Origin of the sequence: Thermosynechococcus sp. M98_K2018_005, from assembly GCF_015295825.1 — a bacterium.
Taxonomy (GTDB): Bacteria; Cyanobacteriota; Cyanobacteriia; order Thermosynechococcales; family Thermosynechococcaceae; genus Thermosynechococcus.
Map to the genome: position 1 here is coordinate 1 of NZ_DVEH01000075.1, position 23,559 is coordinate 23,559.

The following is a 23,559-nucleotide window of genomic DNA, read 5'->3' on the forward strand; positions in this document are numbered from 1 at the left end:
ATAAAAACTGCCCCTCTCTAAAACCGCTGTCTCGCTGATCTTGGGAGAACTGCAATGAATGCAGCCGCCTATTTGATTGGTACCGTTGCCCATAGTAGTGGCCTGCCCGTTAAGACCATTCGCTATTACGAGGAATTGGGGTTATTACGAACCGTTGGCAGAACCAGTGGCGGCTATCGCCTCTTTGCTGAGGATGTCTTTGCTCGCCTGAGTTTTATCAAACGTGCCCAGTCCCTTGGCCTTACCCTGAGCGAAATCAAAGCCTTTCTTGAGGTATACGATCGCGGTGAGATTCCCTGTGACCACATCAAGGAAAAGTTAGAGGAAAAATTGGCGGCCATTGAGGCGCAAATTCAGCAGTTGCACATTCTTAAACAGGAATTGCAAGGCCTCCTATCCGGCTGGCGATCGCCCGCGCAACCCCTAGAGGGCACGATCTGTCCCATTCTTCAGCCAGTGGTGCCTTCTTAACTACTCGTTCATATTCTTGTAGGTGGCCACTGCCGAAGGGGAAATCTGGTTCAGATAACGGAAAATCCAATACTTAAACACCGTATCCAGCATGACCGGAAAGGTGGCGATGAACATATTAATAAAGTCCTCATTGCGAGGCAAGCCAAAGTGCTCGAGGGTATTCTTCACCAACACTTCCCAGCCGTGGGGGGAGTGGAATCCGACAAAGACATCCGTAAAGAGAATAATGATAAAGGCCTTGGCACTATCACTGAGGCCATAGACCACCTCATCCAAAAAAGCCTTGACAATCGCCAGTTGCCGTTGACCCGTAAACACCAGTCCCAAAAACACCGTAAAGCCCAAGGCATCGGAGAGGATATTCTTCAGGGGTTCAATTAGTTCCTTTTGGTATTCCGTAGATAGCTCGATCGCCTTTTCGCGGATGCGGCTTTGAATCTCCTCGGCGGAAACCGGTACATTACTGACAAGGCTTTCAAAGCGAATTTTGTTCTCAAAGCGAGCCAGTTCATCGAGAATGTTATCCTCCAGTTGGGAGTTAATGATGCGTTCAATTTGCCCCACCGCCTTAAAGTGGTTGACGAGGGGGCTGACAATTAGTGCCTTGGAAATTTGCTGAGTCAACAGGGGCAAAATCACCAGCAAGAGCATAAAACGAACCGCCAAACGGGTGCGCAGCTTTGAGGTGCGAAAATCGCGAACGACCTCAGCTTCAGTGGCTTCATCGGAATTGAGTTCACGGCGAAAGCGATTGGCGGTGCGCAAAATCGAGCGGGGAATAAAGCTGCTGCTGTCCAGCTGGGAATCATCGGTCAGATCATCACTGATATATTCCGATAGGTAGAGAGAATCGTCCTCAATTTTGTCGAGGGCTGCCACCTGCTGGCGTTGTTGGGGGTCTTGGCGACTGAGGCTGGGACGGGCTAGGGCACTGAGTTCCTTGTCTCGCTGCCGTTTATAGCGGTTGAGGGTGGCATCAATCAGCCGCAGCTTTTCATAGACGCTGGGTTGTTCTGTCGTGCTACTGACGGTAGCCGTCACTGTATAGGTTGCCGTTGCGTCATTGATACTGCCATTGACAGGAGTGGGGGAACTTTTGGGGGGGGCAAGGGGCAAAATTTGACGGCTCGCGCGAAACTCCGTCATCCGCATACGAATGGTTTTCAGCAGTTGTTTTAGCTCTGTCTCGAAGTAGCTAGAGACTTCTCCCACGGGCAGATTGAGAGGACTAATGGGTTGACCGTCAAAGTGTTCCAGTTCAATGGCGCGAATTTTCAGGGCGGCTTCATAGGCTTCCTGTAGGGCGCGGTTCGGAGTTGTGAGATACCACTGTTCTGCACGCTTGATCCAGTCTCTGAGGCGAATAAAGGGATTGCTGGACATTGCTGCTGTTCTCAACGGCTACCGCAAAAGCAATAAATCGATAGGATAGATAAAATCGTAGCAAATTGACTTTGCGGGCTTTGTTGGCGGTGTTGCAGTGGATCAGTGGCGGTAGTCGCAGTGGCAAAACCAATGCACTGGTGAGGGAATTTGCCCAGTGGGTCGGGCAGGACAGCTCAGTGATTCCCCGCGAGCGATCGCTCCTCTTTTTGACGGATACCGTAGAAGGCCGCCAAGCCATCCAACGGGAAATTGAGTCGCAGTTGGGCAGTGGCTACAGACCTTATATCACCACGCCAGTGGGCTTCATGCAGGATGAGGTGGAATTTTTTTGGCCGCTGCTGGTTGAGGCGAAGGCCGTGGAACCACATCCCCCTTTGCGTCTGAAACCGGAAACAGAGTTGCTGTGGGCACAGCGGTTGTTACAGCCTTGGCTTGCCAACCACACTTTTGCCGTCCTCAGTGAAAACGGCGATCGCGCCACTCGCCATCTCCTTGATATTTTTCAATTGGCTGCCTTTGCCCGCCTCAGCCTTGAGGATCTACCCCAACTCATTAGTGATCATCAGCTTGAGATGCCTTCAGAAACCGTGGGGGCGATCGTCACCGCCCTAAAACAGTGGCAAAGTTGGTGTACTGCCCACAGCCTTCTCACCTACGGTATCACCACGGATTTATTCGGGCGGGTTCTCCTTGACCATCCCCGATACCAAGTCTCCTTGGGGCAACGGTTTCAGTGTCTGTTGGCTGATAACACCCACAACTATCCAGCGGTGATGGCGGATTTGATCGCCCTCTTTAACCAACAGGGGATCAAGATTGTCCTGACCCATCAACCCATTGGCGCTGTCCGTCTAGGTCTGGGAGCTGATCCCGATGCGTTTCTCGGCCTGAAAAACCAAGCCACCGTCATTGAGCGCCCCTGCCCTGCCGAAACGATTTTTGGCAATACCCCTCTCCAGACTGAGATTCAAGAACGCCTCACTACTCCCCAAGCCACGCTGCCTGAAAACATAGCGGCCATTCAAACCACCTCGCGGATGCAACTATTACAGGAAGTGGTTGCGACGATTGCCACCGCCATTCATCAGGGGATAGTGCAGCCAAACGAGATCGCTATCCTTGCCCCCGGCTTAGATAGTGTTGCCCGCCATGTCCTTAGCACTGAGCTAAAAAAACGCGGCATTCCCCTCGTGATCTGGAATGAGCAGCGCCCCCTGATTCAATCCCCCTTTGTACGTGCCCTTTTGACGCTGTTGCTGTTTGTTTATCCGCGAACGGGAATGATTCCAGAGGCAACGGCGGTTGCGGAGATGTTAACGGTTTTGCTGCCGCGAGCGATTGATCCTGTGCGGGCAGGCCTGCTCTCTTGCTATTGTTTTCAGCCGGGTCTGGAGAAAGCCGAACTGCTGAGCACAACCCAGTACAGCCATTGGGATCGCTTTGGCCATCGTGCCACCGACGCCTATGAGACGTTGCGCCATTGGCTGAGTACGCTAGATCCTAGCCAAATGCCTGTGTATCTCCTAGAGGCGGCAATTCAACGCTATCTCTGGCCACAAAACCTGACAGCCAGTGAATTGGCTCCCCTGCGATCCCTCCTTGAGGCCACAGCCGCCTACTGGCAAATTTATGATCACCTCCCAGAGCACCGAGGCACGCCAACGGCTGAGCGACTACGGGAATGGATCACCCTACTACGGCGGGGAATTGTAACTGCTGATCCCGCCCCACCCCTGCGGCAACCCCAAGGGGTCTTACTGGCAACCACGTTTCAATATCGCAGTGCCCAACTCGCCCATCGCTGGCATTTTTGGCTGGATGTGGGGAGTTCACATTGGCAGAATGGCGGCTTGCAATGCCTCTGGCAGGCACCCATCTTTTTGCGGCAGGGGGCGGCGAGTCCCAGTGCGCGGGTGTGGCACTTGGCGTCAGAACGTCTGGAGTATTTACTGGTGGATCTTTGTTCACGGGTGAGCGATCGCCTATTCCTTTGCCACAGTGACTTGGCTGCCAATGGTAGTGAGCAAGAAGGCCCCCTGAGTTCTTGGGTGGATCTAGCGGTGGGCGATCGCCCGCAAGCTGCTACCAATGGCACTATGATAAATAACGCGAAATAACCCGATTTGCTCGTCCTCCTAGGGAGAAACACTGCTTGTCACCGCACTTTTCACTTACTACTCCCCTGTACTACGTCAATGCCCTTCCTCACATTGGCAGTGCCTACACGACCATTGCTGCTGATGTGCTCGCTCGCTTTTATCGTTTGCAGGGCTATCAGGTGCGGTTCATTACCGGTACCGATGAGCATGGCCAAAAAATTGAGCGCACGGCACAACAGCGGGGTCTGAGTCCCCAAGCCCACTGCGATGAGATTGCTGCTGGTTTTCAAGCCCTGTGGCAACAACTGAATATCCACTACGATTGCTTTAGCCGCACCACCAGTCCTCGCCACCAAGCGATTGTCAACGAGTTTTTTCAGCGGGTATGGGACAACGGCGACATTTACCTCGGTCAGCAGCAGGGTTGGTACTGTGTCGAGTGCGAAGAATTCAAGGAAGAACGCGAACTGCTTGAGGGTCGGCGCTGCCCGATCCATGTGAATCGGACGGTGGAATGGCGAGATGAGCGCAACTATTTTTTCCGTCTCTCGAAGTATCAGCAGGCGCTCTTGGACTACTACGCTGAACATCCTGACTTTGTCCAGCCCCCCAGTCGTCGCAATGAGGTGCTGAGTTTTATTGAGCGGGGGCTTCAGGACTTTTCCATTTCGCGGGTGAATCTGGCTTGGGGGTTTCCCGTGCCCACAGATCCAGAGCAGACCCTCTATGTCTGGTTTGATGCCCTCTTGGGCTATGTCACTGCCCTCTTGGAACCAGAAGATGAGCCGACCCTGACCAATGCCCTCAAAACCTGGTGGCCGATTAACCTGCACATCATCGGTAAGGATATTCTTCGCTTCCATGCTATCTCTTGGCCAGCAATGTTGATCTCGGCGGGTTTACCACTGCCAGAGCAGATCTTTGTCCATGGCTTTCTCACCAAGGATGGTCAAAAAATGGGCAAAAGTCTGGGGAATACCCTTGATCCCTTTGCCTTGGTGGCGCAATACGGTGCCGATGCGGTGCGCTACTACTTTATGAAAGAGGTGGAGTTTGGCCGCGATGGCGATTTTAGTGAGACCCGCTTTGTCAATATCCTCAATGCGGATCTGGCCAATGATCTGGGGAATTTGCTCAATCGCACGCTAAAAATGGCCTGGAAATATACCGATGGGCAAGTGCCCAATGTCCAAGGGTCAGCGATTCCGCGCGAGCATCCCCTACGGCAACTGGCAGAGCACCTCAGCCAAACCTATGACCAAAGGTATCGGCAACTGGCCTTCCATGAGGTGTGTCAACAGGCACTGACGCTGGCACGGGCAGGGAATAAATTTCTCGATGAAGAGGCACCGTGGAAACGCTATAAGGCTGGGGAAACTCAAGCGGTGGCGGAGATTCTCTACTGTGTATTGGAGTCAGTGCGCCTTGTGGCCTATGTCCTTGCCCCAATTATCCCCCAACTGAGTAAGGCTATCTATAGGCAGTTGGGCTATAATGCTGAATTTAACGGATCAATTGCCCCAGACCTTTTGAGCGATCGCCAAGCCCAGTGGGGTGTTTTGCCTGCGTCACAACCTTTGGCCAATCCAGAGCCAATTTTCCAAAAACTGTTGCTGCCTGCAACCCTCGCCGATTCCCCTTGATGCGCGATACGCTAGAGGTATGACTTCATATTCCGATAACACACTTCTTTTGAGATGATTTCTACATGGTTACATCTTCGTCCTCAATTATTTACACGCCAGAACAGGTGTTACAAAATCGCGGGCGCGTTGCCATCTTCATTGATGGCTCCAACCTATTCTATGCAGCACTGCAACTGGGCATCGAAATTGACTATTCAAAACTCCTCTGCCACTTGACCCAAGGTTCCCGTCTCTTTCGCTCCTTCTTCTACACGGGGGTTGACCCCACCAACGAAAAACAGCAGGGGTTTTTGCTGTGGATGCGTCGCAATGGCTATCGTGTTGTCTCCAAGGAACTCGTCCAACTGCCAGACGGTTCTAAAAAGGCGAATCTGGATGTGGAAATTGCCGTGGATATGATCGCACTGGTGGGCTGCTACGATACTGCCATCTTGGTCAGCGGGGATGGGGATTTGGCCTATGCGGTGGATGCCGTGAGTTACCGAGGGGCACGGGTTGAGGTGGTGAGCCTGCGATCGATGACGAGCGATAGCCTCATTAACGTTGCCGATCGCTATATTGATCTGGAGAGCATTCGCGAAGAAATCCAAAAAGCGCCCCGCCCAACCTATACCTATCGCCCCGTTACCGGTAGCCTGACGCCGCCCCCCATTGTTAGCCCCCATTCGGAGCAAGATGCCGCTGAAAGAAAAGATGAAGCTGCGGGCAGTGAGTTACCCGAGCCCCGAGAGAACCTAGACAACAATGCCTCTGCCTAGACCCCTCCTCCCCCTTTGCCTTGTACTGGCCTTAACAGGCTGTGGCTGGGTGGATCAATGGGTGGGTGAGGAACCCTCACCAGAACCAGAAATCACGGGCGATGTCAAGCTGCAAAATCTGACCCTGCGGCAAACCAACGCTAAAGGTGAACTTCTCTGGTTATTACAAGCAGCGGGAGCACGCTATCGTGATGACGATCGCCAGCAATTGGCGATTCAAAACCTCACGGGGGAATTAAAGGCAGAGGGCAAAACTGCTTACAAGGTGCAAGCTAAGGCGGTTAATGTGCGGCAGCGGGATGGTCAACTCTGGATTGAAGGCCGCACCACGGTCACTGATCTCCAGCAAAAGGGGACGATTGTGGCCGATCAATTGGTCTGGCAAGGCGATCGCGCCGTTCTCCTTGCCCAGAAAAACCTGCAAGCCCGCTATCCCCAAGTCACTGTTACTGCCAAGCGCCTCGAAGCCGATAGTCAACGCCAAGAACTGCGTGCCCTCAATGCCGTTCAGGTGACCTCAGCAGCCAAGGATGCCAAGGATTTGCGACTCAATACGGAGAGTCTAGTGTGGCAGCAGAAACCCAATCGACTGTTAGCAGGGGTGATTGGTCAAGGGGGGGTCACCGGTGTGGCGGGCGATCGCCCAGGGCAACGGCTGCAAGCCCAAAGAGCAATCTGGTCGATTAGCGATCAAGTGGTCACCCTTGAGGGGGGTGTTCAGGTGCAGCTTCCTAATCCTGCCCTACGGGTTGAGGGAGAAACGGTGCGCTGGTTGATTCCCCAACAGCAATTGGTGAGCGATCGCCCTGTGCGGGTACAGTACCCCACTCAAGGAATTCAAGGGCAGGCCAATCGCGGTGTGTTCCTGATGGCTGAAAACCGCGCCATCTTTGACAATGCCCAGATCAATAGCCAACCTCAACAGGCACAACTGCGTGCTCAACGCCTCAATTGGTGGATTCCCCAAGAGCGGGTGGAAGCCAGCGGTCAAGTGGAAATCCAGCGCCCCAATGTCCACCTGCGCACGGCTCAACTGATTTGGCGGATCCCCCAACAGGAAGTGGAAGCCCAAGGCGGCGTCTTTTACCGCCAGAGCAATCCCCGCATTCAAGTTCAGGGACAGCGGGCAAAAGGGTGGCTCGATCGCCAAGAGGTGATTGTCAGTGGCAATGTCCAAAGTGAAGTGCCGGTGCAACTACGACTCCCCTAAACCTTAGAGATAGCGACAATGTTTGCCCTATGAGTGCTGCACCGCTGCAAATTCTTGACTTGGGGGGTGAGATTCTCCTCTTCCAGCGTTTGATTCCCGCTCACCAGTGTCAGCAGGTGATTGCTACGGCTGAGAAGGTGGGGTTTGAGGATGCGCAAATTCTCATGGGGGCGGTGGATCGCTCGGTGCGCGGCGGCGGCCTACTGCGCTTTGATCCCCAAGACCCCCAACAGGACACGATGCGGCAGATTCTTCTCCAAGCCACACAAACGATTCAAATCGTCCTCTACCAGCACTATGGCATTCGCTTTCCTGAAATTGAGAACTTCTCGATCCTGCGCTATCGGGTGGGTGAAGGCTATCGCCGCCATGTGGACAACCTATTGCTGGCCAGTCGGCAAATGGAACTGGCGCAAGGTATCCCGACGCGGGATGTCAGTCTGGTGGGCTATCTCAATGAGGACTTTCAGGGGGGAGAAACCTATTTCGATCGCCAAGGGGTAAGGGTTACCCCACGGACGGGGGATATTGTTGTCTTTCCTGCCTACTACACCCATCCCCATGCTGCTTTGCCTGTGGTGCAGGGCACTAAATATGCCTTTGCCACTTGGTTATTCTATTGATAAATGATGATGAACCCCTGAGGCAATACCTAGGCAACAACCATGACTGAACCTCTGCGCTTCAAAACCTCGCCCCTGATTTCTGGAACGCTCATTGCCCTTTATGGCGCACTCACGCTTCCCCTCCCCTTTTTGGCGGCACAGACGGCGGCGCCTGTTTCACCCCTGCTGCTTTGGGGGGCGATCGCCCTCGGGGGCGTTTTGCTCTGGGGGGCGCTAAGTCAGCGGGTAGAACTGGATGCTCAAGGAATCCGCCTCACCTATCCCCGTTGGGTTCCCCCCTTCCTGCGGCAGCAGTGGCAACTGACCTGGTCAGAGATTCAAGGGCTTCAGCCCCGCAGTACCAGCCAAGGGGGCTTGGTCTATTATCTGGTGACTGCCACAGGTCAGGGGTATCTTCTCCCGATGCGAGTGGCAGGGTTTGCCCAAATGATGCGTGCCATTGAAGCCCATACGGGATTGCCCACAGAGGTGATTAAGCCCCTTGCTCAGCCTTGGATGTACGGTATTTTGGCCGTCTTTACGCTGCTCTTAGGAGCCGTTGATCTGTGGATTTTGACCACTGTGGGATAATAGGGGCGTGTTGCAGTGCTGAGCAATGACCATGAGTGCGAATCGGTTTGTGGGATATCTGCGTCGAGGAGTGGTGTGTTTGCTCCTGAGTGTCCTGTGCTGGTCAAGTATCGCCATCCTGCCAGCGATCGCCGCTATTCAAGTGCGGCTCTTTGACCTCAGTTACCACGAATGCCCGCCAGAAATTGGTGAAGGTTCAGTCACACCCGGGGGCACCACCCTCAAGGCCAACTGCTACCTGATTACTGGCAAAGCAGAGAATAAATCGGGCAAAACGGTGGTGGATGCCGATGTCTTTGGCCGCATCTACGATGCCAATGGCAATCCAGTGTTGCAAAACCGCACACGGGTTGGGGCAATTGATGTGATTCCACCTGGCATTAGCGATTTTGAAATTCGCATTAGCGTGCCCTACGACCAACCAACGCCTTTGCAGTTGGAGCAATTTAAGGCCTCTGGCTTTACAGCAAAAGTGCGCGGCTAAGCCACCCAATCTCTTCGCAAACTCGCACTGAGGGGCAAAAATTGTGATACCCTAAAACGCTTGATGCTCCCTTTTTTGGGGAACACTATGCTGTGTGATTTCTAAACGTTGAGCAACTGCCGGAAAAGGTTCTCTGTTGCTATTGAGCGCGTATGAGTGTGCTGTCATCGTTGATAGACGGGTTCATCTGTAGAGGTTTAGGTTCAGGTGCGCATTCCCCTCGACTATTACCAAGTGCTGGGTGTGCCAATTCAGGCAACGCCGGAGCAAATTGAGCAAGCGTTTCAGGATCGGCTGTTGCAACTGCCCACCCATCAGCACTCCCCCACCACAGTTGCCAGCCGTCGTGAACTCATTGAGCAGGCCTATGCGGTTTTGCGAGAACCTGAGCAGCGCCATGCCTACGATCGCCACTGCCGTGCCGTTGAGCCCGATGATTTAATTGCCCAGTTGGATCCCGACGCCACCGCTCCCCACCTTGAAATTAGTGATCAACAATTTTCGGGGGCGCTCCTCCTGCTCTATGAACTGGGAAACTACTCCCAAGTGGTCAAACTGGGAGAACAATTCCTAAAGGGGGATGCTTTTAATCTCAACCGCCCCTATACGTCCTCTGCCGCCGTTGCCGACATTACGCTGACTGTGGCTTTGGCCTATCTGGAATTGGGACGCGAGGAATGGCAGCGGCAGTCCTACCAAGCAGCTGCCTCTCGCCTAGAAGCCGGTCTAGGGGTACTTCAGCGGGCGAATCTGTTTCCTGACCTCCAGGAGCAGTTTCAGACGGAACTGAATCGCCTGCGTCCCTATCGCATTCTGGACTTACTGGCACTGCCTCTATCCGATAGTGTGAATCGGCAGCGGGGTATTTTATTGCTGCGGGAGATGCTCAGCGATCGCGGGGGCATTGAAGGTCGCCATGACGATTACTCTGGCCTAGGGGTTGAGGATTTTCTGAAATTTATTTTGCAACTGCGCAGCCATCTCACCGTGGCAGAGCAACAGGAACTCTTTGAACGGGAATCGCGGCGTCCCTCAGCAGTGGCGACCTATCTTGCAGTCCATGCGCTGGTGGCACGGGGTGTCCAGGAACTTCAGCCAAGCTGTATTCGCCGCGCCAAGGATTTACTAGAGCGGCTCTTGCCCAATCAAGACATCTACCTCGAACTGGCCAGTTGTTTACTGCTGTTGGGACAACCTGCTGAGGCCTTGGCCGCGCTCGATAAATCTCAAGATCAGCAGAGTCTTGCCTTTATCCGTCGTTACTCCAATGATTCCAGCGATTTGCTGCCGGGGCTGTACTACTACACAGAGCAATGGCTACGGGAAGAAATCTACCCTGCCTTTCGGGACTTGGGAGAGACACCAGTGGCCTTGGATGCCTACTTTGCCGATCCCAATATCCAAACCTACCTAGAGGCTCTCAGTGACGACTTCATTGCCCCTGAGCCACCCAGCACCACTGCCTCTGCCCTCCCCGAAGTCATTAGACCAACGGTGGCCGTGCCGCCGCCCGTTTCCTTCACAGCGGAAACGTTACCCTTGGAGTATCATACTGGGTTGGGTCAAGGCTTTTCGGCATCGGCTGCTACCGCTTCTTCAACCACAACAGAGACCAACACGCCCCAAGCATCCACTCGCAAACGGCACAGTACTCTAAGCAGTCGCCGCAAAAACAAAAAACGTCAAGCTTGGTTTTGGATGGGTGCAGGGGTTGTTCTTGTTGGGTTGGGAGCTTTGGCAAAAGTCTATTCGCCAGTCAAAACGGCTGAAGCCCCCACCCCGCCACCGCCAGTGACCCCAACGCCGACGCCTGTGGCAACGCCAACCCCGACGCCACCACCGACGACCTTAGCCACAACCTTAACGCCAGAGATGGCACGCGATCGCCTTCGCACTTGGCAGCAAATTAAAAGCCAAGCCCTTGGCACGGCGTTTGAAATAAACAAACTAGCAACAATTCTAGCCGAGCCAGAACTGAGCCGCTGGCGATCGCGAGCGCAGGGCTTGAAGTCCGAGGGCAGCCATTGGGTTTATACCCTCAAGAACCTAGAAGTAAAGGAAGTCCGTCCCCAAGGCAGCGATCACGTGGATGTATTAGCGGAAGTCAATGAGGATGCCCGTTTCTATGAACAGGGGACGCTGCGCAATGATATTTCCTATAGCGATACCTACCGCGTCATTTACACCTTTACCCGTCGCGGTGATCAATGGTTGATTCAACGGATGCAGGTGGTCAGCTAAGGGGCATTTCCACCTGTCGGCCCAACTTGAGATTCAAGAGAGACAAAGAGAGGATAAACAGGAATAAGACCAGCCCCATTGTACAGGCATAGTTAATCTCTAAGCGCTGAAAGGCATTCTCGTAGATGTAATAAACAACGGTCTTGGAGCTATTGAGGGGTCCCCCTTGGGTCATGACATAGACCTCTTCAAAGACCTTCGTGGCAGAAATTGCTGAGAGAATACTCACCAAAAGAATATAGGGATGCATCAGCGGTAACGTAATATCCCAGTGCTGTCGCCAGCCGTCACTGCCATCGAGCGCCGCTGCTTCGTAGAGTTCACCGCTAATCCCCTGAAGTCCCGCCAGATAGATCACCATGTAGTAGCCCAAGCCTTTCCAGACGGTGACGGCCATGACACTAAAAAGGGCAAGTTGGGGACTTGTCAGCCAAGGAATGGGGGTATCCCGCAGATGCAGACCCTGTACCAGTTGGTTGAAGAGGCCATTGGGGGCATAGAGCCAGCGCCAGGCAATCCCTGCCACCACCATTGAGATAATCACAGGGCTGTAGTAGGCAGCACGAAACCACTGGATGCCCCGCAGGGGCTGATTGACCAGAATGGCCAACAGCAGGGGGGCGATCGCCAGAATCGGCACCACCACCACTAAATAGAGGAAAGTATTGCCCAAGGTTTTCCAGAAGACGCCATCGCGCCACAACTGCGCAAAGTTTGCCCATCCCACCCACACAGGCGGACTCAGGAGATCGGTTTCATAGCGGGTGAAACTGAGGAAAAAGGCCTGTAGGGCTGGCCAAACGACCGTCAGTGTGAGTAATCCCAAGGCAGGGGCAAGAAAGAGGTAGGGGGTGAGCGATCGCCCTTTCATTGGCTGCGGGGGTGTTGTTGACGATAGGCACGCATTTGCGCCACAAACTCGCCAAAGAGATAATCGGCATCGTGGGGGCCGGGGCTGGCCTCAGGGTGGTACTGCACTGAGAAAATCGGCAATGTTTGGTGCTTCAGACCGGCAACGGTTTTGTCATTGAGGTTAAAGTGGGTAATCTCAACGGGGGTTTGGGCAAGGGATTCTTCAGTAATGGCAAAGCCGTGGTTTTGGCTGGTGATTTCCACTTCCCGCGTCAGGCCAGCGGGCTGGTTCAACCCTCGGTGACCAAATTTCAGCTTGAAGGTTTCTGCCCCCAAGGAGAGTCCCAACAACTGATGCCCCAGACAAATGCCAAACATGGGACGCTGAGCCGCCAGTAATTTGCGTGCGGTTTCAATGCCTTCCTGAACCGCCGCGGGATCGCCGGGGCCATTGGAGAGGAAAATGCCGTCGGGGTCATAGCTGAGAATTGTTTCCGCTGGCGTATCCGCCGGCACGACAATTACACGGCAACCATAACTAGCCAAGCGACGGAGAATGTTGCGCTTCACGCCAAAGTCAATGGCCACAACCGTCAAGGGGGGCTCTTCAGTGGCGGTTTGGGGACGAAATTCCCAAGCCGGGAGCGTTGGCTCTGTCCATTCATAGGGAGTGCGGGTGGTGACGACTTTGGCTAGATTTTGTCCCTGCATACTGGGAGCGGCAAGGACTTTTTGCAGCAGTTCAACGGGGTCAAGAATTTCCGTGGAGATACCCCCATTCATGGCACCGACCGTACGAATTTTGCGGGTGAGGGCGCGGGTGTCAATCCCATAAATCGCAGGAATGCGATGGGCTTTCAGGTAATCAGGTAAGGATTGTTGCGATCGCCAGTTACTGGGAATCTCACAGATATTGCGAGCAACCGCACCGCGCACTTGGGGGCGATCGGATTCATCGTCTTCGGGGGTGGTTCCGGTATTGCCCAACTCAGGGTAGGTGAATGTCACAATTTGACCACAATAGCTCGGGTCAGTGAGTACCTCTTGATAACCCGTCATGCCTGTATTAAAGACCACTTCGCCAATGGCCGTTCCCGGTGCCCCAAAGGAAAAACCGCGAAAAACTGAACCATCGGCAAGAACTAGCAAGGCGGGTGTCGGCATTTCAATATCTCCAACTGGGAAAGCCCAATAGTTTATTGTGCATGATAAAGTCAGCCGTTGACTGCACAAGAATTCTCTGATGTTTTGATTTCCTTACTTGCGGCGACTCACCTGCTCGGTTAAATAATCTGCCGCTGTGGCCACTAGGGGAATAATCCGGGCATAGGGCATCCGCGTCGGCCCTAGAATGCCAATACTGCCCACGGGGGAGTCGCCATAGCAATAGCAGGAATAAACTAATGTACAAGACTGCATCGGCGCTAAGGTATTTTCCCTGCCAATGCGGATTTGCACCTGTGAGGGGGCTTGGCTATCGGCACTGATCAAGGGAGCCAGTTGATCCTGTTGGTCTTCGAGAAGATGTAGTAGCATTTGCACCTGCGCCACTTGGGAAAACTCCGGCTGCTGGAGAACATCAGCAAGACCACTGATGACAAAGGAAGTTCTTTGCTGGCTGTAGCGATCGCTCAACTGCTGCAGTAGGGTCTGAAGTTGCTGGCTGTAGGCCTGAAACTCCAAATCCAGTTTTTGCCAGTCAATGGCACTGAGTTCCACCAGCGATCGCCCCTGTAACTGGTGATTGAGAAAGTTGGTCAGTACCTGTAGGGTGCGCTCCCGTAACTCAGGGTCTTCTTCCCCTTGATCCAATTGGATCAGTGCCGACTGGGTTTCGTAGGTGTCAAGAACAAGGATGACCATCACCTGCTGCGGCTCCAAAGACACCAGTTGAATCGCCCGAATCTGCCGCTCCAAGCGATTGGGAAGTGTAATGAGCGTAATGTAACCACTCAGATCTGACAATAGCTCTGCGGCTTGGCGCAAAATGACCTCAAGGCGTTGCTGTCCCCAAATAAACCGTTCACTCAAGAGACTTTCAGCTTTGCGAGCCACATCGGGAATGGGTTGGATCAATTCATCCACATAGACGCGGTAGCCAGAATCTGAGGGTACCCGCCCGGCGGAAGTGTGGGGCTGGTAAAGGAGGCCGCTTTTTTCGAGGAGCAGCATTGTATTGCGCACTGTGGCCGGGCTGACGTTGAGGTTGTACTCGGTGGCGATCGCCTTCGAGCCGACAGGTTCTGCCGTGGCAATGTAATGGTTAATTGTGGCGCCTAGAATTTGCTTTTGGCGATCGCTGAGTTCAATCGTCATAACCCCTTACACCGTGCTTTCTTATTGATGTTTTTTATTGATTAATTTATCTATAAACTAAACTAGCGTTCCCATTTCGGCAATGATATGCTGGAACGGCGGCGAGGGGTAATCTTGCCTATAGGATGCTGGAAATGCTTAAAGTGTATTGCCAATAGGCGATTCCCAGATAAATCGCAGATGGACAGACCAAGACTGTGGGGAACGGCTCGTGACCTCTATGGCACGCAAAAACTCCCGTAAATAGAACCGTTGCTCGGCTGCTGAGAGCTGGTACCAAAATTGCGGCTGACCCAAGGTAACCGCCAGTTGCAAGAGATTCCTAGGGGGCAATTGTGCCTGCTGTGCCTCAATTTGTGCCCGTTCCCCAGCCAGTTTATAGCGGCGCAGTTGAGCGGTTTCCACATCTAAGAGGCCTTGGTCTTCTAGGGCAGTGAGTTGTTGCAGTTGCCTGTCAATCGCTTCAATTTCGGCGGTAAGGGTTGGCGATGGTCGGCAAAGTTGGGCGATCGCGGGCGGCAGGCGTTCGGCAATTTGATCAATCACAGCAGCTAAGGCAGCGTCGTAGGGAATGCTGCGACACTTCGGGGAAAGGGGACAGTGGAGGGGACGCAAATAGGCATATCGGCTCGGTTGGCGGTAGGGCTGCACCTGAGTCCGGCCAAAGCGTTGCTGACATTGGCGACAAATCACCAATCCCGCCAGAGGATGGGGGGCACTGGCACTGCGACGGGGTAAAGAGCGTTGGCGCCGCAACAGCCGATCCACCTGAGCCGCTTCATCAGGGGCAATCAAGGGGGCATGGGTCTGGGGAATCACCGTCTTCCCTTGGTAGTAGAGATGACCACGATAGACGGGGTGGGTCAACCAGCGCCGACCGGTCGCCACGCTAATCCGCTTGTGGTGGGTGTGGGCAATAAAGCGCACCGCTGCACTGAGGGAGCCATAGAGGAGAAAATGCTCGACAAAATCCTTGACGACAACGGCTGCTGCTCGATCAATGACATAGTGCTCTTTGCCTCGGCGATAGCCATAGGGGGCACGACCCGGCGGGAGACGGTGCTTGAGACGATTGCGGGCATGGCTGTGGCAGAGGGTCTGCTGGTGGAGTTGCTGCTTTACCTGATCCCAAAGGGCTAAGAGTTGATCTCCACTGGGGGGGCGATCGCTAACGTAGCCCTCGGCGAGGGCAATCACGGTAATACCCGCTGCCTCCAGTTGCCGCAGGCGATCACTCACTTCCATCACCGTTTGGCCAAGGGCACTTAATTGGTGCAAGAGCCAATACCCGGGCGCTAACCGCTGCAACCAGTACCGCAACTGTGGCCGAGCAGCCTCCACATCCAGTACCCAGTGGTCAATCTCCTGCCCCCACACTTGGGGATCGGGTAGGGGCTGCCAGAGGGGATCAATATACTCGTAGGCAATAATGACCACACATGACATCGTCCTGATGATCAGGTCGTTGCCGCTACCAGCGTTGGACGAGGATTGGGCATCGTCTCCGGGGGCAACCCATAAATGGAGTTATAGAGGGCATTGTAGGCCAGTGCCGATTTTGTCCAGCTAAAGTCCTCACGCATGCCCCGCTGCTGGAGGGTGTGCCACTCCCGTTTGTGGCGATACCCTTCCCAAGCCCGCACTAGACAGGTGTAGAAGTCAAGGGGTTCATAGCGATCAAAGCAGTAGCCCGTTCCCGTTTGCTTCTCTGGGTCATGGTGAAAAACGGTATCCACAAGGCCACCAGTGCGGCGCACAATTGGTACACAGCCATAGCGCAGGGCAATCATTTGGGCGATGCCACAGGGTTCAAATCGGCTCGGCATAATGAAGGCATCGGCACCACCATAGATCCGCCGCGACAGGACATCACTGTAGAGCAACTGGACACTACAGCGCCCCGGAAACCGTGAGGCAATTTGCCACATTTGGGTTTCGTAGTAGCGATCGCCCGTCCCCAAGAGGACGAACTGGCTATCGGTGTAGGCCAAAAAGCGATCCAGCACCTGAATCAACAGATCCAACCCCTTTTGCTCCACCAAGCGGGTGACCATCCCCACCAAGAAAGCACCGGAGTTCACCTCTAGCCCCAGTTCCTCTTGGAGCGCAATTTTGTTGGCCTTACGCCGTTCGAGGGTATCCACAGTGTAGTTTTGCAAAAGGGCGCGATCGGTACTGGGATCAAAGACCTCTGTATCAATGCCATTGAGAATCCCCGAGAGCTTGCCACTAATAAACGACAGCAGCCCTTCCAATTTTTCACCATATTCGGGGGTTTTAATTTGTTCAGCGTAGGTGGGCGAAACGGTATTGACGCGATCGGCATACTGCACGGCTGCCGCCATCGTATTGTGCCCCTGCATGTACCACGGACACCAAGTAATTTGCTCTAGGCGCCACCGCCAAGGCCCTTGATAGGCCAAGTTATGGATTGTAAACACAGTGGTAATGTCGGGATCCTGATGCATCCACACTGGAATCATTCCCGTGTGCCAATCGTGGCAATGGATAATCTGGGGCTTCCAGTAGTTCCAAGCAAATTCTGCTGCCCCATTGGCAAAGAAGGTGAACCGCCAGTCTTCATCCTCACCGTAGTAGATGCGGCGGGGATTAAAGCAGGGATGACCAAAAAGGTAAAGAGGAACATCCGACCCCGGCAACACGGTTTCATAGACATGAAACGTCTGAAACATGGCATGGCCAATCCAGATGGGATCCTTGGGGATCTCCACCTTATCGGGCAAAAAACCATAGTAGGGCATAAAGATGCGCACATCATGTCCCATGCGGCGCAATACCTTGGGCAGGGAACCCACCACATCTCCCATGCCCCCCACTTTCGCGAGCGGTGCCGCCTCAGCAGCAACAAATAGAATTCGCATGATCCTCCTGAACCTGTTTTTTAGCCAATTCTAGGGCAACGCAATTGCCGTTAACCTACCACAAGTGCGGGACAATTTGGCGTACGATCGCCCTTGATACGTCTTTGGAATTGACAATCCCTATGACCGATTCTCCCCTCGTGCAACGGGTCAAAGAAGTTCATGAGCAGGCGCGTCTGTTGGCCACGCTGGATGCCACTGCCCGCAATGATGCCCTAGAACAGGTGGCCTGTGCCCTTGAAGAGGCACGGGAGGAGATTCTGGCGGCCAATGCTGCCGACTGTGAGCAGGCCAAGGCCAATCAGCTCAATCCTTCTCTCTATGCGCGGTTGGAACTGAGTCCCAGTAAACTAGCGGCGGCGATCGCTGGGGTGCGTCAAGTGGCTGCCCTCGCAGATCCGCTGGGTCAGCGCCAACTCCATCGGGAATTGGATACGGGGTTAGTTCTCAGTCGCGTCACCTGTCCCCTAGGGGTGCTGGGGGTCATTTTTGAAGCGCGCCCCGACGCCGTCGTGCAGATAGCTTCCTTGGCAATTAAATCGGGGAATGGCGCCATTCTCAAGGGGGGACAGGAGGCCCGTCGCTCTTGCCAAGCGATTATGCAGGCCATTCACAGAGGGCTAGAGAAGTCGGCAGTGCCCGCTGGGGCGATCGCCCTCCTGATGCGGCGGGCAGAAATTACGGAATTGCTGCAACTGGATCAATGGGTTGATCTCATCATTCCTCGGGGATCCAATGAATTTGTACGTTATATCCAGAACAACACGCAGATTCCTGTGCTAGGTCATGCCGATGGCCTGTGTCACCTCTATGTGGATGTGGCTGCGGATCTGGAGAAGGCGATCGCCATCACCCTCGACGCCAAAACCCAGTACCCGGCTGCCTGTAACGCCATTGAGACGCTTCTTGTCCATCGGGGCATTGCCGAGGCCTTTTTACCCAAAGTGGCTGCTGCCCTTGAGAAAGCAGGGGTGGAATTGCGGGGGGACGAGATCGCCTGCCACCTTGTACCCATGACCCTTGCCAGTGAGGCCGACTGGGCTGCGGAATACTGCGATTTGATCCTCTCCATCAAAGTCGTTCCCGATCTCGATGCCGCACTGGATCACATTGCCACCTATGGATCAGGGCACACCGAAGCCATTGTTACCGAGGATGCTGCTGCCGCCGCCCGTTTTCTCCAAGAGGTGGATGCCGCTAGTGTTTTTCACAATTGCTCCACTCGCTTTGCTGATGGTTTCCGCTATGGCTTTGGCGCTGAAGTCGGTATCAGTACCCACAAATTACCGCCGCGAGGCCCGGTGGGGCTAGAGGGATTAGTGACCTACAAATATCAACTGGTGGGGAATGGGCACATTGTGGCAACCTATAGCGGCCCCAATGCCAAACCCTTTACCCATCGTGATTTGGCATCCTAACGAATTTAAGTAATTGTTAAGCAACAAAGAAAGCCAATTTCTCTGTTTCAGAATGGAGATATAGGGCAATCGTGATTTAACCACCGTGCAGAGGATGGCCTCTGCAAACCTTGCCTATCCAGGGTCCGTTGGAAATGTATTGCGTGCTTTACCCAGTGTCCTAGCAAAGGAGCAACCTGCGTTTGTCAACGGACAATTCTGACTTGGGAATTGCGTGCAGTTAGGGGATTCATAAATTCACGATAGCAAAGGGAGCCAAAGACACTCAAAACTTTAACGGCTCAAGCACTGCTGTTGCATCCCCAGCGGGACAGCAAACGGCAATTTAATCAATGAAACTGAATGTTTGGGAGCATAACAATGACTCAATCAATCCCTAGACCGACCAGTGAAATGACCAGTCGGGAAACAGCGTTTGTTTTAGAACTGAATTCCTTAAGCTGCAAAGACCTGCCACTGGTAGGGGGCAAAAACTCTTCCTTGGGGGAAATGCTCCAACAACTGACGCCCAAGGGGATTAATGTCCCCGATGGTTTTGCGACCACGGCCTATGCCTACCGTTACTTTATCCAAGCGGGAAATCTTGATACCCAACTGCGGCGGCTCCTTGAAGGTCTCGATGTCGAGGACGTAACAGAACTCCACCGTGTGGGCCAGGCGGTTCGCTCACTGATTTTGCACACGCCGTTTCCCCAAGAATTGACCGATGCGATTGCAGCCGCTTACCAAAAAATGTGCGATCGCTATGGCCCGAATACAGACGTGGCGGTTCGCTCCAGTGCCACTGCTGAAGATTTGCCCGATGCTAGCTTTGCGGGTCAGCAGGAAACCTACCTCAATGTCCATGGTCTCAAGGGCGTTCTCGATGCCTGTCATCGCTGTTTTGCGTCACTCTTTACGGATCGGGCGATCTCCTACCGCCAGATCAAGGGCTTTGACCACTTTAATGTGGCACTGTCGGTGGGGGTGCAAAAAATGGTGCGCTCCGACTTGGCCTGCTCTGGTGTGATGTTCTCGATTGATACGGAAACAGGCTTTAAGGACACGGCTCTAATTACTGCCGCCTATGGCTTGGGCGAAAACGTTGTCCAAGGTGCCGTCAACCCCGATGAATACCTTGTCTTTAAGCCCACCTTGCAAGCAGGCTATAAACCCATCTTGAAAAAAGCCCTCGGTACCAAAGAAATCCGCATGGTCTATGACCTCGGTGGGACGAAGCTCACCCGCAATGAACCCGTACCTGAGACGCTGCGGAAACAATTTGCCCTTACGGATGAGGAAATTCTCACCCTAGGGCGCTGGGCCTGCATCATTGAGGAGCACTATTCTGCTCTGCGGGGTACCTATACACCGATGGACATTGAGTGGGCAAAAGATGGCATCACGGGTGAACTCTTTATCGTCCAAGCGCGCCCTGAAACCGTCCAATCCCAAAAAGCCACGAATGTCCTGCGCAGCTACCATCTTGAAGAAAAGGGGACGCTCCTCGCCACAGGTCGGGCAGTGGGCGAAATGATTGGCCAAGGCCGTGCCCGCGTCATCCTCAATGTCAGCAATATCGATCAGTTCCAAGCGGGCGAAGTCTTGGTGACCCACCGCACGGATCCCGACTGGGAGCCAATCATGAAAAAAGCCAGTGCCATTGTCACCGATCAGGGGGGACGCACCTGCCATGCGGCGATTATTGCCCGTGAGTTGGGCATTCCTGCGATTGTGGGTTGTGGCGATGCCACCGAAACGATCCCCAATGGTGTTGAAGTCACGGTTTCCTGTGCGGAGGGGGAAGAGGGGCACGTCTATCAAGGATTGCTGCCCTTCCATGTGGAGGAAGTGGCTCTCGAAAATCTGCCGCGGACCCGCACCCAAATCTTGATGAATGTGGGTAACCCCGAGGAAGCCTTTAGCTTGGCAGCGATTCCCAATGATGGCGTGGGGTTGGCACGCATGGAGTTTATTATTGCCAACCACATTCAGGCGCACCCCTTGGCATTGCTCCACTACGATGAGTTGACCGATGAGGTGGCGAAGCTGAAAATTGCCGAGCTGACTCAAAACTACACCGACAAGGGGGAATACTTTGTCGATAAGTTGGCTCAAGGTATTGGGGCGATCGCTGCCGCCTTTTATCCCAAGCCTGTGGTGGTGCGCATGTCCGACTTCAAGAGCAATGAGTATGCCAACCTTTTGGGCGGTCGCCAGTTTGAACCCCATGAAGAAAACCCGATGATTGGCTGGCGGGGCGCTTCCCGTTACTACGACCCCAACTATGCCGAAGGCTTTGCCCTTGAATGCCGCGCCATGAAGAAAGTCCGCGATGAGATGGGTCTGACGAACGTGATTCTGATGATTCCCTTCTGTCGCACCCCAGATGAAGGACGGCGGGTGCTGGCGGAGATGGCCAAACATGGGCTGAAGCAAGGGGAAAATGGTCTCCAAGTCTATGTGATGTGCGAACTGCCCAGTAACGTGGTGTTGGCGGATGCCTTTGCCGAAGTCTTTGATGGCTTCTCCATTGGCTCCAATGACCTGACGCAACTCACGTTGGGGTTGGATCGCGATTCAGCCTTGGTGGCACACTTGTTTGATGAACGCAATGAAGCGGTCAAACGCATGGTGGCGCAAGCGATTCAAACGGCGAAGGCCAAGGGGCGCAAAATTGGCATCTGTGGTCAAGCCCCCAGTGACTATCCTGAGTTCGCCCAATTCTTGGTGGCGCAAGGGATTGACTCCATTAGCCTCAACCCCGACTCCGTCCTGAAGACCATGCTGCAAATTGCTGAGGCTGAAAAAGAAGCCTAGAACGCACAACCCAGTAACAACTCCTAAGTTGAGGGCAGAGAATCGAAGCCGCGATCGCTCTGCCCTTTTCTGTGGGTAACGCCAGCGAGTAGGATCAAAGGAATCAGGTGGAGAATATTGGCGTGGACACAGCGGCAATTCAGGAACTCATTACCTCAGCGGATGTGGGCGATCGCCTGCGGGGCATCAATCAACTGCGCAGCCTTGATCCCAGGGATGCTTTTAGGCTAATTCAACCCCTCAGCCAAGATGAAAATTCCCGTGTCCGCTACGCTGCCGTGAGTCAAATTGCTAGTATCGGGCACGTCAACCTTAATCAAGCCCATGACCTGTTACGCGATCGCCTGCTCCATGACAGCGAAACGGATGTCCGTGCTGCCGCAGCGGATGCGATGGCTGCCTTGCAAGTTCCCTTTGCCCTCGAAGATTTAGAAACGGCCTACCATAGTACCAATGATTGGCTGTTGCAATTTAGTATCATTGCCGCCTTGGGTACCCTCGGCAATCCTGCGGCTGTTGAGCTGCTCACCGAGGCCCTCAATAGTCCCCAAGAATTGGTGAAACTAGCAGCCATTGGTTCCTTGGGTGAACTGAAACAACCCGAAAGTATTGCCCATCTGCGGCAGTTTGTCGAGTATCCCGATTGGCAAGTCCGCCATCGGCTGGCGATCGCCCTTGGCCAAATTGGCACTCCAGAGGTTCGCCCCCTGCTTGAACAATTAACCACTGATTCTGCGGAAGCGGTTGCCGAAGCGGCTCGCACCAGTTTGGCACAATTGGCTACTTAACACCTGTGGGTTATACGCTACCAGTTTTTGCGGCGGCGGCGGCTGTGGCTGCATTGCGTTGCCTCACGGAAGGTACCTGTCCTCAGGAAGTCACCCTTGCGCTGCTACGCCCCAATCGCTGTGCAACCCTACCCATTGCCCAAGGGGCACCCTTAGATGATCAGCAGGCCTTGGCCATTACCTACAGTGAACCCAGTGATGCCCTTGATCTCACCCGCCATACCCCGATCTGGGCTTGGGTGCGCTGGCAAGACCCTGCAACTGCTCCCAAACTTCACATTGAGGGGGGCTTTGGGGTTGGGCGCGATCGCACCACGGGCGAGGCAGCTATTTACCGCTATGCCCGTCTGTTGTTAACCACTAACCTGTTGCTCTATTGCCCCAAGGAGCGGGCGATCGCCGTTACGATTCTTCTGCCCCAAGGGCGAGATTTGGCAGAGCGCACCTCAAATGCCGCTTTTGGCATTGTTGAGGGACTCTCCCTACTGGGAACCACTGCCTTGGCGCAACCCCTCACAGCCTCGGAGCAACTGGATCGCTATCGCGAGGACTTAGCCGAGAAGGCCGATCAATCGCCAACCCTTGTCTTTTGCATTGGTGAGAATGGCCTTCAGGTGGCGCAACAGCTCCAGATTCCCTCTTCCCTTTGCGTGAAAACCGCCAATTGGCTAGGCCCAATGCTGGTGGCAGCAGCACAGCACAAGGTTCAACAGTTGCTCCTCTTAGGTTACCACGGCAAATTAATTAAACTCGCCGGCGGCATTTTCCATACCCATCACCACCTTGCGGATGCTCGCCAAGAAATTCTCACTGCCTTTTGTGCCCTTGCAGGCTTAGCCCCAGAGATTCTGCATCAGGTATGGCAAGCACCAACGGTTGAGGCTGCCCTCAAATGTTTACAAACAATGGCTCCCCAAGCCTTACCTGAGATTCTGAGCCAGATTGCCAACCGCATTGATGAGCGTGCCATTACCTATATCCATACCCACTGTGCCCCTCCCATCGGCCGG

General features: G+C 54.0%; 19 protein-coding genes. 13 read left to right on the forward strand and 6 right to left on the reverse strand.

Annotated elements, in window-relative coordinates; all coding sequences use genetic code 11:
- Positions 1–54 precede the first annotated feature (54 nt).
- Positions 55–471 (forward strand): heavy metal-responsive transcriptional regulator, encoded by a 417-nt coding sequence (locus tag IGQ15_RS09830; protein ID WP_297051286.1) that lies wholly within the window; start codon positions 55–57, stop codon positions 469–471.
- On the opposite strand, the gene pxcA is transcribed toward IGQ15_RS09830, so the two are convergent.
- Positions 472–1,857: a proton extrusion protein PcxA gene (gene pxcA / locus IGQ15_RS09835; protein WP_297051288.1), complete on the reverse strand. Its 1,386-nt coding sequence runs from the start codon at positions 1,855–1,857 to the stop codon at positions 472–474.
- Positions 1,858–1,928: 71 nt separating this feature from the next.
- Between pxcA and IGQ15_RS09840 the strand changes: the two genes are divergently transcribed.
- The 8 genes from IGQ15_RS09840 to IGQ15_RS09875 all read left to right on the forward strand — a co-directional run bounded on the left by IGQ15_RS09840 (position 1,929) and on the right by IGQ15_RS09875 (position 11,494).
- Complete coding sequence (locus IGQ15_RS09840) at positions 1,929–3,977, forward strand: hypothetical protein (RefSeq protein WP_297051290.1); 2,049 nt, start codon at positions 1,929–1,931, stop codon at positions 3,975–3,977.
- Positions 3,978–4,012: 35 nt separating this feature from the next.
- Positions 4,013–5,602, forward strand: a complete 1,590-nt coding sequence (metG, locus tag IGQ15_RS09845; RefSeq protein ID WP_297051292.1) for a methionine--tRNA ligase — start codon at positions 4,013–4,015, stop codon at positions 5,600–5,602.
- A 65-nt stretch (positions 5,603–5,667) separates the two neighbouring features.
- Positions 5,668–6,363, forward strand: coding sequence for an NYN domain-containing protein (locus tag IGQ15_RS09850; RefSeq protein ID WP_297051294.1), 696 nt, complete (start codon positions 5,668–5,670; stop codon positions 6,361–6,363).
- Complete coding sequence (gene lptC / locus IGQ15_RS09855; protein ID WP_297051296.1) at positions 6,350–7,573, forward strand: LPS export ABC transporter periplasmic protein LptC; 1,224 nt, start codon at positions 6,350–6,352, stop codon at positions 7,571–7,573. Before IGQ15_RS09850 ends, lptC begins: the two co-directional genes overlap by 14 nt.
- A gap of 29 nt (positions 7,574–7,602) precedes the next feature.
- Positions 7,603–8,196, forward strand: a complete 594-nt coding sequence (locus tag IGQ15_RS09860; protein ID WP_297051298.1) for a 2OG-Fe(II) oxygenase — start codon at positions 7,603–7,605, stop codon at positions 8,194–8,196.
- 42 nt (positions 8,197–8,238) lie between these two features.
- The gene (locus IGQ15_RS09865) at positions 8,239–8,769 is read left to right on the forward strand and encodes a hypothetical protein (RefSeq protein WP_297051299.1); all 531 of its coding nucleotides are present in this window, start codon (positions 8,239–8,241) and stop codon (positions 8,767–8,769) included.
- 25 nt (positions 8,770–8,794) lie between these two features.
- Positions 8,795–9,253 carry a hypothetical protein gene (locus IGQ15_RS09870; protein WP_297051301.1) on the forward strand — a complete coding sequence of 153 codons (459 nt, stop codon included), beginning with the start codon at positions 8,795–8,797 and terminating at the stop codon, positions 9,251–9,253.
- Positions 9,254–9,460: 207 nt separating this feature from the next.
- Positions 9,461–11,494 (forward strand): IMS domain-containing protein, encoded by a 2,034-nt coding sequence (locus IGQ15_RS09875; protein WP_297051303.1) that lies wholly within the window; start codon positions 9,461–9,463, stop codon positions 11,492–11,494.
- On the opposite strand, the gene IGQ15_RS09880 is transcribed toward IGQ15_RS09875, so the two are convergent.
- From IGQ15_RS09880 to glgA, 5 genes are all read right to left on the reverse strand, one after another.
- Positions 11,487–12,365 (reverse strand): sugar ABC transporter permease, encoded by an 879-nt coding sequence (locus IGQ15_RS09880; RefSeq protein WP_297051305.1) that lies wholly within the window; start codon positions 12,363–12,365, stop codon positions 11,487–11,489. The two genes, IGQ15_RS09875 and IGQ15_RS09880, sit on opposite strands and share 8 nt — an antisense overlap.
- Positions 12,362–13,510: a glutamine-hydrolyzing carbamoyl-phosphate synthase small subunit gene (gene carA, locus IGQ15_RS09885; RefSeq protein ID WP_297051307.1), complete on the reverse strand. Its 1,149-nt coding sequence runs from the start codon at positions 13,508–13,510 to the stop codon at positions 12,362–12,364. The genes IGQ15_RS09880 and carA overlap by 4 nt, the downstream gene beginning before the upstream one ends.
- Positions 13,511–13,603: 93 nt before the next feature.
- A complete protein-coding gene (gene hrcA, locus IGQ15_RS09890) occupies positions 13,604–14,662 on the reverse strand; it encodes a heat-inducible transcriptional repressor HrcA (RefSeq protein WP_297051309.1) in 1,059 nt (352 codons plus the stop codon).
- Positions 14,663–14,800: 138 nt separating this feature from the next.
- A complete protein-coding gene (locus tag IGQ15_RS09895; RefSeq protein WP_297051311.1) occupies positions 14,801–16,099 on the reverse strand; it encodes a recombinase family protein in 1,299 nt (432 codons plus the stop codon).
- Between the two features lie 20 nt (positions 16,100–16,119).
- Positions 16,120–17,544 carry a glycogen synthase GlgA gene (gene glgA, locus IGQ15_RS09900; protein WP_297051313.1) on the reverse strand — a complete coding sequence of 475 codons (1,425 nt, stop codon included), beginning with the start codon at positions 17,542–17,544 and terminating at the stop codon, positions 16,120–16,122.
- 122 nt (positions 17,545–17,666) lie between these two features.
- On the opposite strand from glgA, the gene IGQ15_RS09905 reads away from it, so the two are divergent.
- The 4 genes from IGQ15_RS09905 to cbiD all read left to right on the forward strand — a co-directional run.
- Positions 17,667–18,962: a glutamate-5-semialdehyde dehydrogenase gene (locus IGQ15_RS09905; RefSeq protein WP_297051315.1), complete on the forward strand. Its 1,296-nt coding sequence runs from the start codon at positions 17,667–17,669 to the stop codon at positions 18,960–18,962.
- Between the two features lie 360 nt (positions 18,963–19,322).
- Positions 19,323–21,761, forward strand: a complete 2,439-nt coding sequence (gene ppsA / locus IGQ15_RS09910; RefSeq protein ID WP_297051317.1) for a phosphoenolpyruvate synthase — start codon at positions 19,323–19,325, stop codon at positions 21,759–21,761.
- Positions 21,762–21,868: 107 nt separating this feature from the next.
- A complete protein-coding gene (locus IGQ15_RS09915) occupies positions 21,869–22,549 on the forward strand; it encodes a HEAT repeat domain-containing protein (RefSeq protein WP_297051319.1) in 681 nt (226 codons plus the stop codon).
- A gap of 5 nt (positions 22,550–22,554) precedes the next feature.
- A partial coding sequence (gene cbiD, locus IGQ15_RS09920) for a cobalt-precorrin-5B (C(1))-methyltransferase CbiD (protein WP_297051321.1) occupies positions 22,555–23,559 on the forward strand: 1,005 nt, incomplete at its 3' end.

Coding starts and splice junctions, on each gene's coding strand:
- IGQ15_RS09865 (WP_297051299.1), top strand. CDS start 8,239: ATGACTGAACCTCTGCGCTTCAAAACCTCGCCCCTGATTTCTGGAACG.
- hrcA (WP_297051309.1), bottom strand. CDS start 14,662: ATGACGATTGAACTCAGCGATCGCCAAAAGCAAATTCTAGGCGCCACA.
- IGQ15_RS09860 (WP_297051298.1), top strand. CDS start 7,603: ATGAGTGCTGCACCGCTGCAAATTCTTGACTTGGGGGGTGAGATTCTC.
- IGQ15_RS09830 (WP_297051286.1), top strand. CDS start 55: ATGAATGCAGCCGCCTATTTGATTGGTACCGTTGCCCATAGTAGTGGC.
- IGQ15_RS09905 (WP_297051315.1), top strand. CDS start 17,667: ATGACCGATTCTCCCCTCGTGCAACGGGTCAAAGAAGTTCATGAGCAG.
- pxcA (WP_297051288.1), bottom strand. CDS start 1,857: ATGTCCAGCAATCCCTTTATTCGCCTCAGAGACTGGATCAAGCGTGCA.
- carA (WP_297051307.1), bottom strand. CDS start 13,510: ATGCCGACACCCGCCTTGCTAGTTCTTGCCGATGGTTCAGTTTTTCGC.
- ppsA (WP_297051317.1), top strand. CDS start 19,323: ATGACTCAATCAATCCCTAGACCGACCAGTGAAATGACCAGTCGGGAA.
- IGQ15_RS09850 (WP_297051294.1), top strand. CDS start 5,668: ATGGTTACATCTTCGTCCTCAATTATTTACACGCCAGAACAGGTGTTA.
- IGQ15_RS09880 (WP_297051305.1), bottom strand. CDS start 12,365: ATGAAAGGGCGATCGCTCACCCCCTACCTCTTTCTTGCCCCTGCCTTG.
- lptC (WP_297051296.1), top strand. CDS start 6,350: ATGCCTCTGCCTAGACCCCTCCTCCCCCTTTGCCTTGTACTGGCCTTA.
- glgA (WP_297051313.1), bottom strand. CDS start 17,544: ATGCGAATTCTATTTGTTGCTGCTGAGGCGGCACCGCTCGCGAAAGTG.
- IGQ15_RS09870 (WP_297051301.1), top strand. CDS start 8,795: ATGACCATGAGTGCGAATCGGTTTGTGGGATATCTGCGTCGAGGAGTG.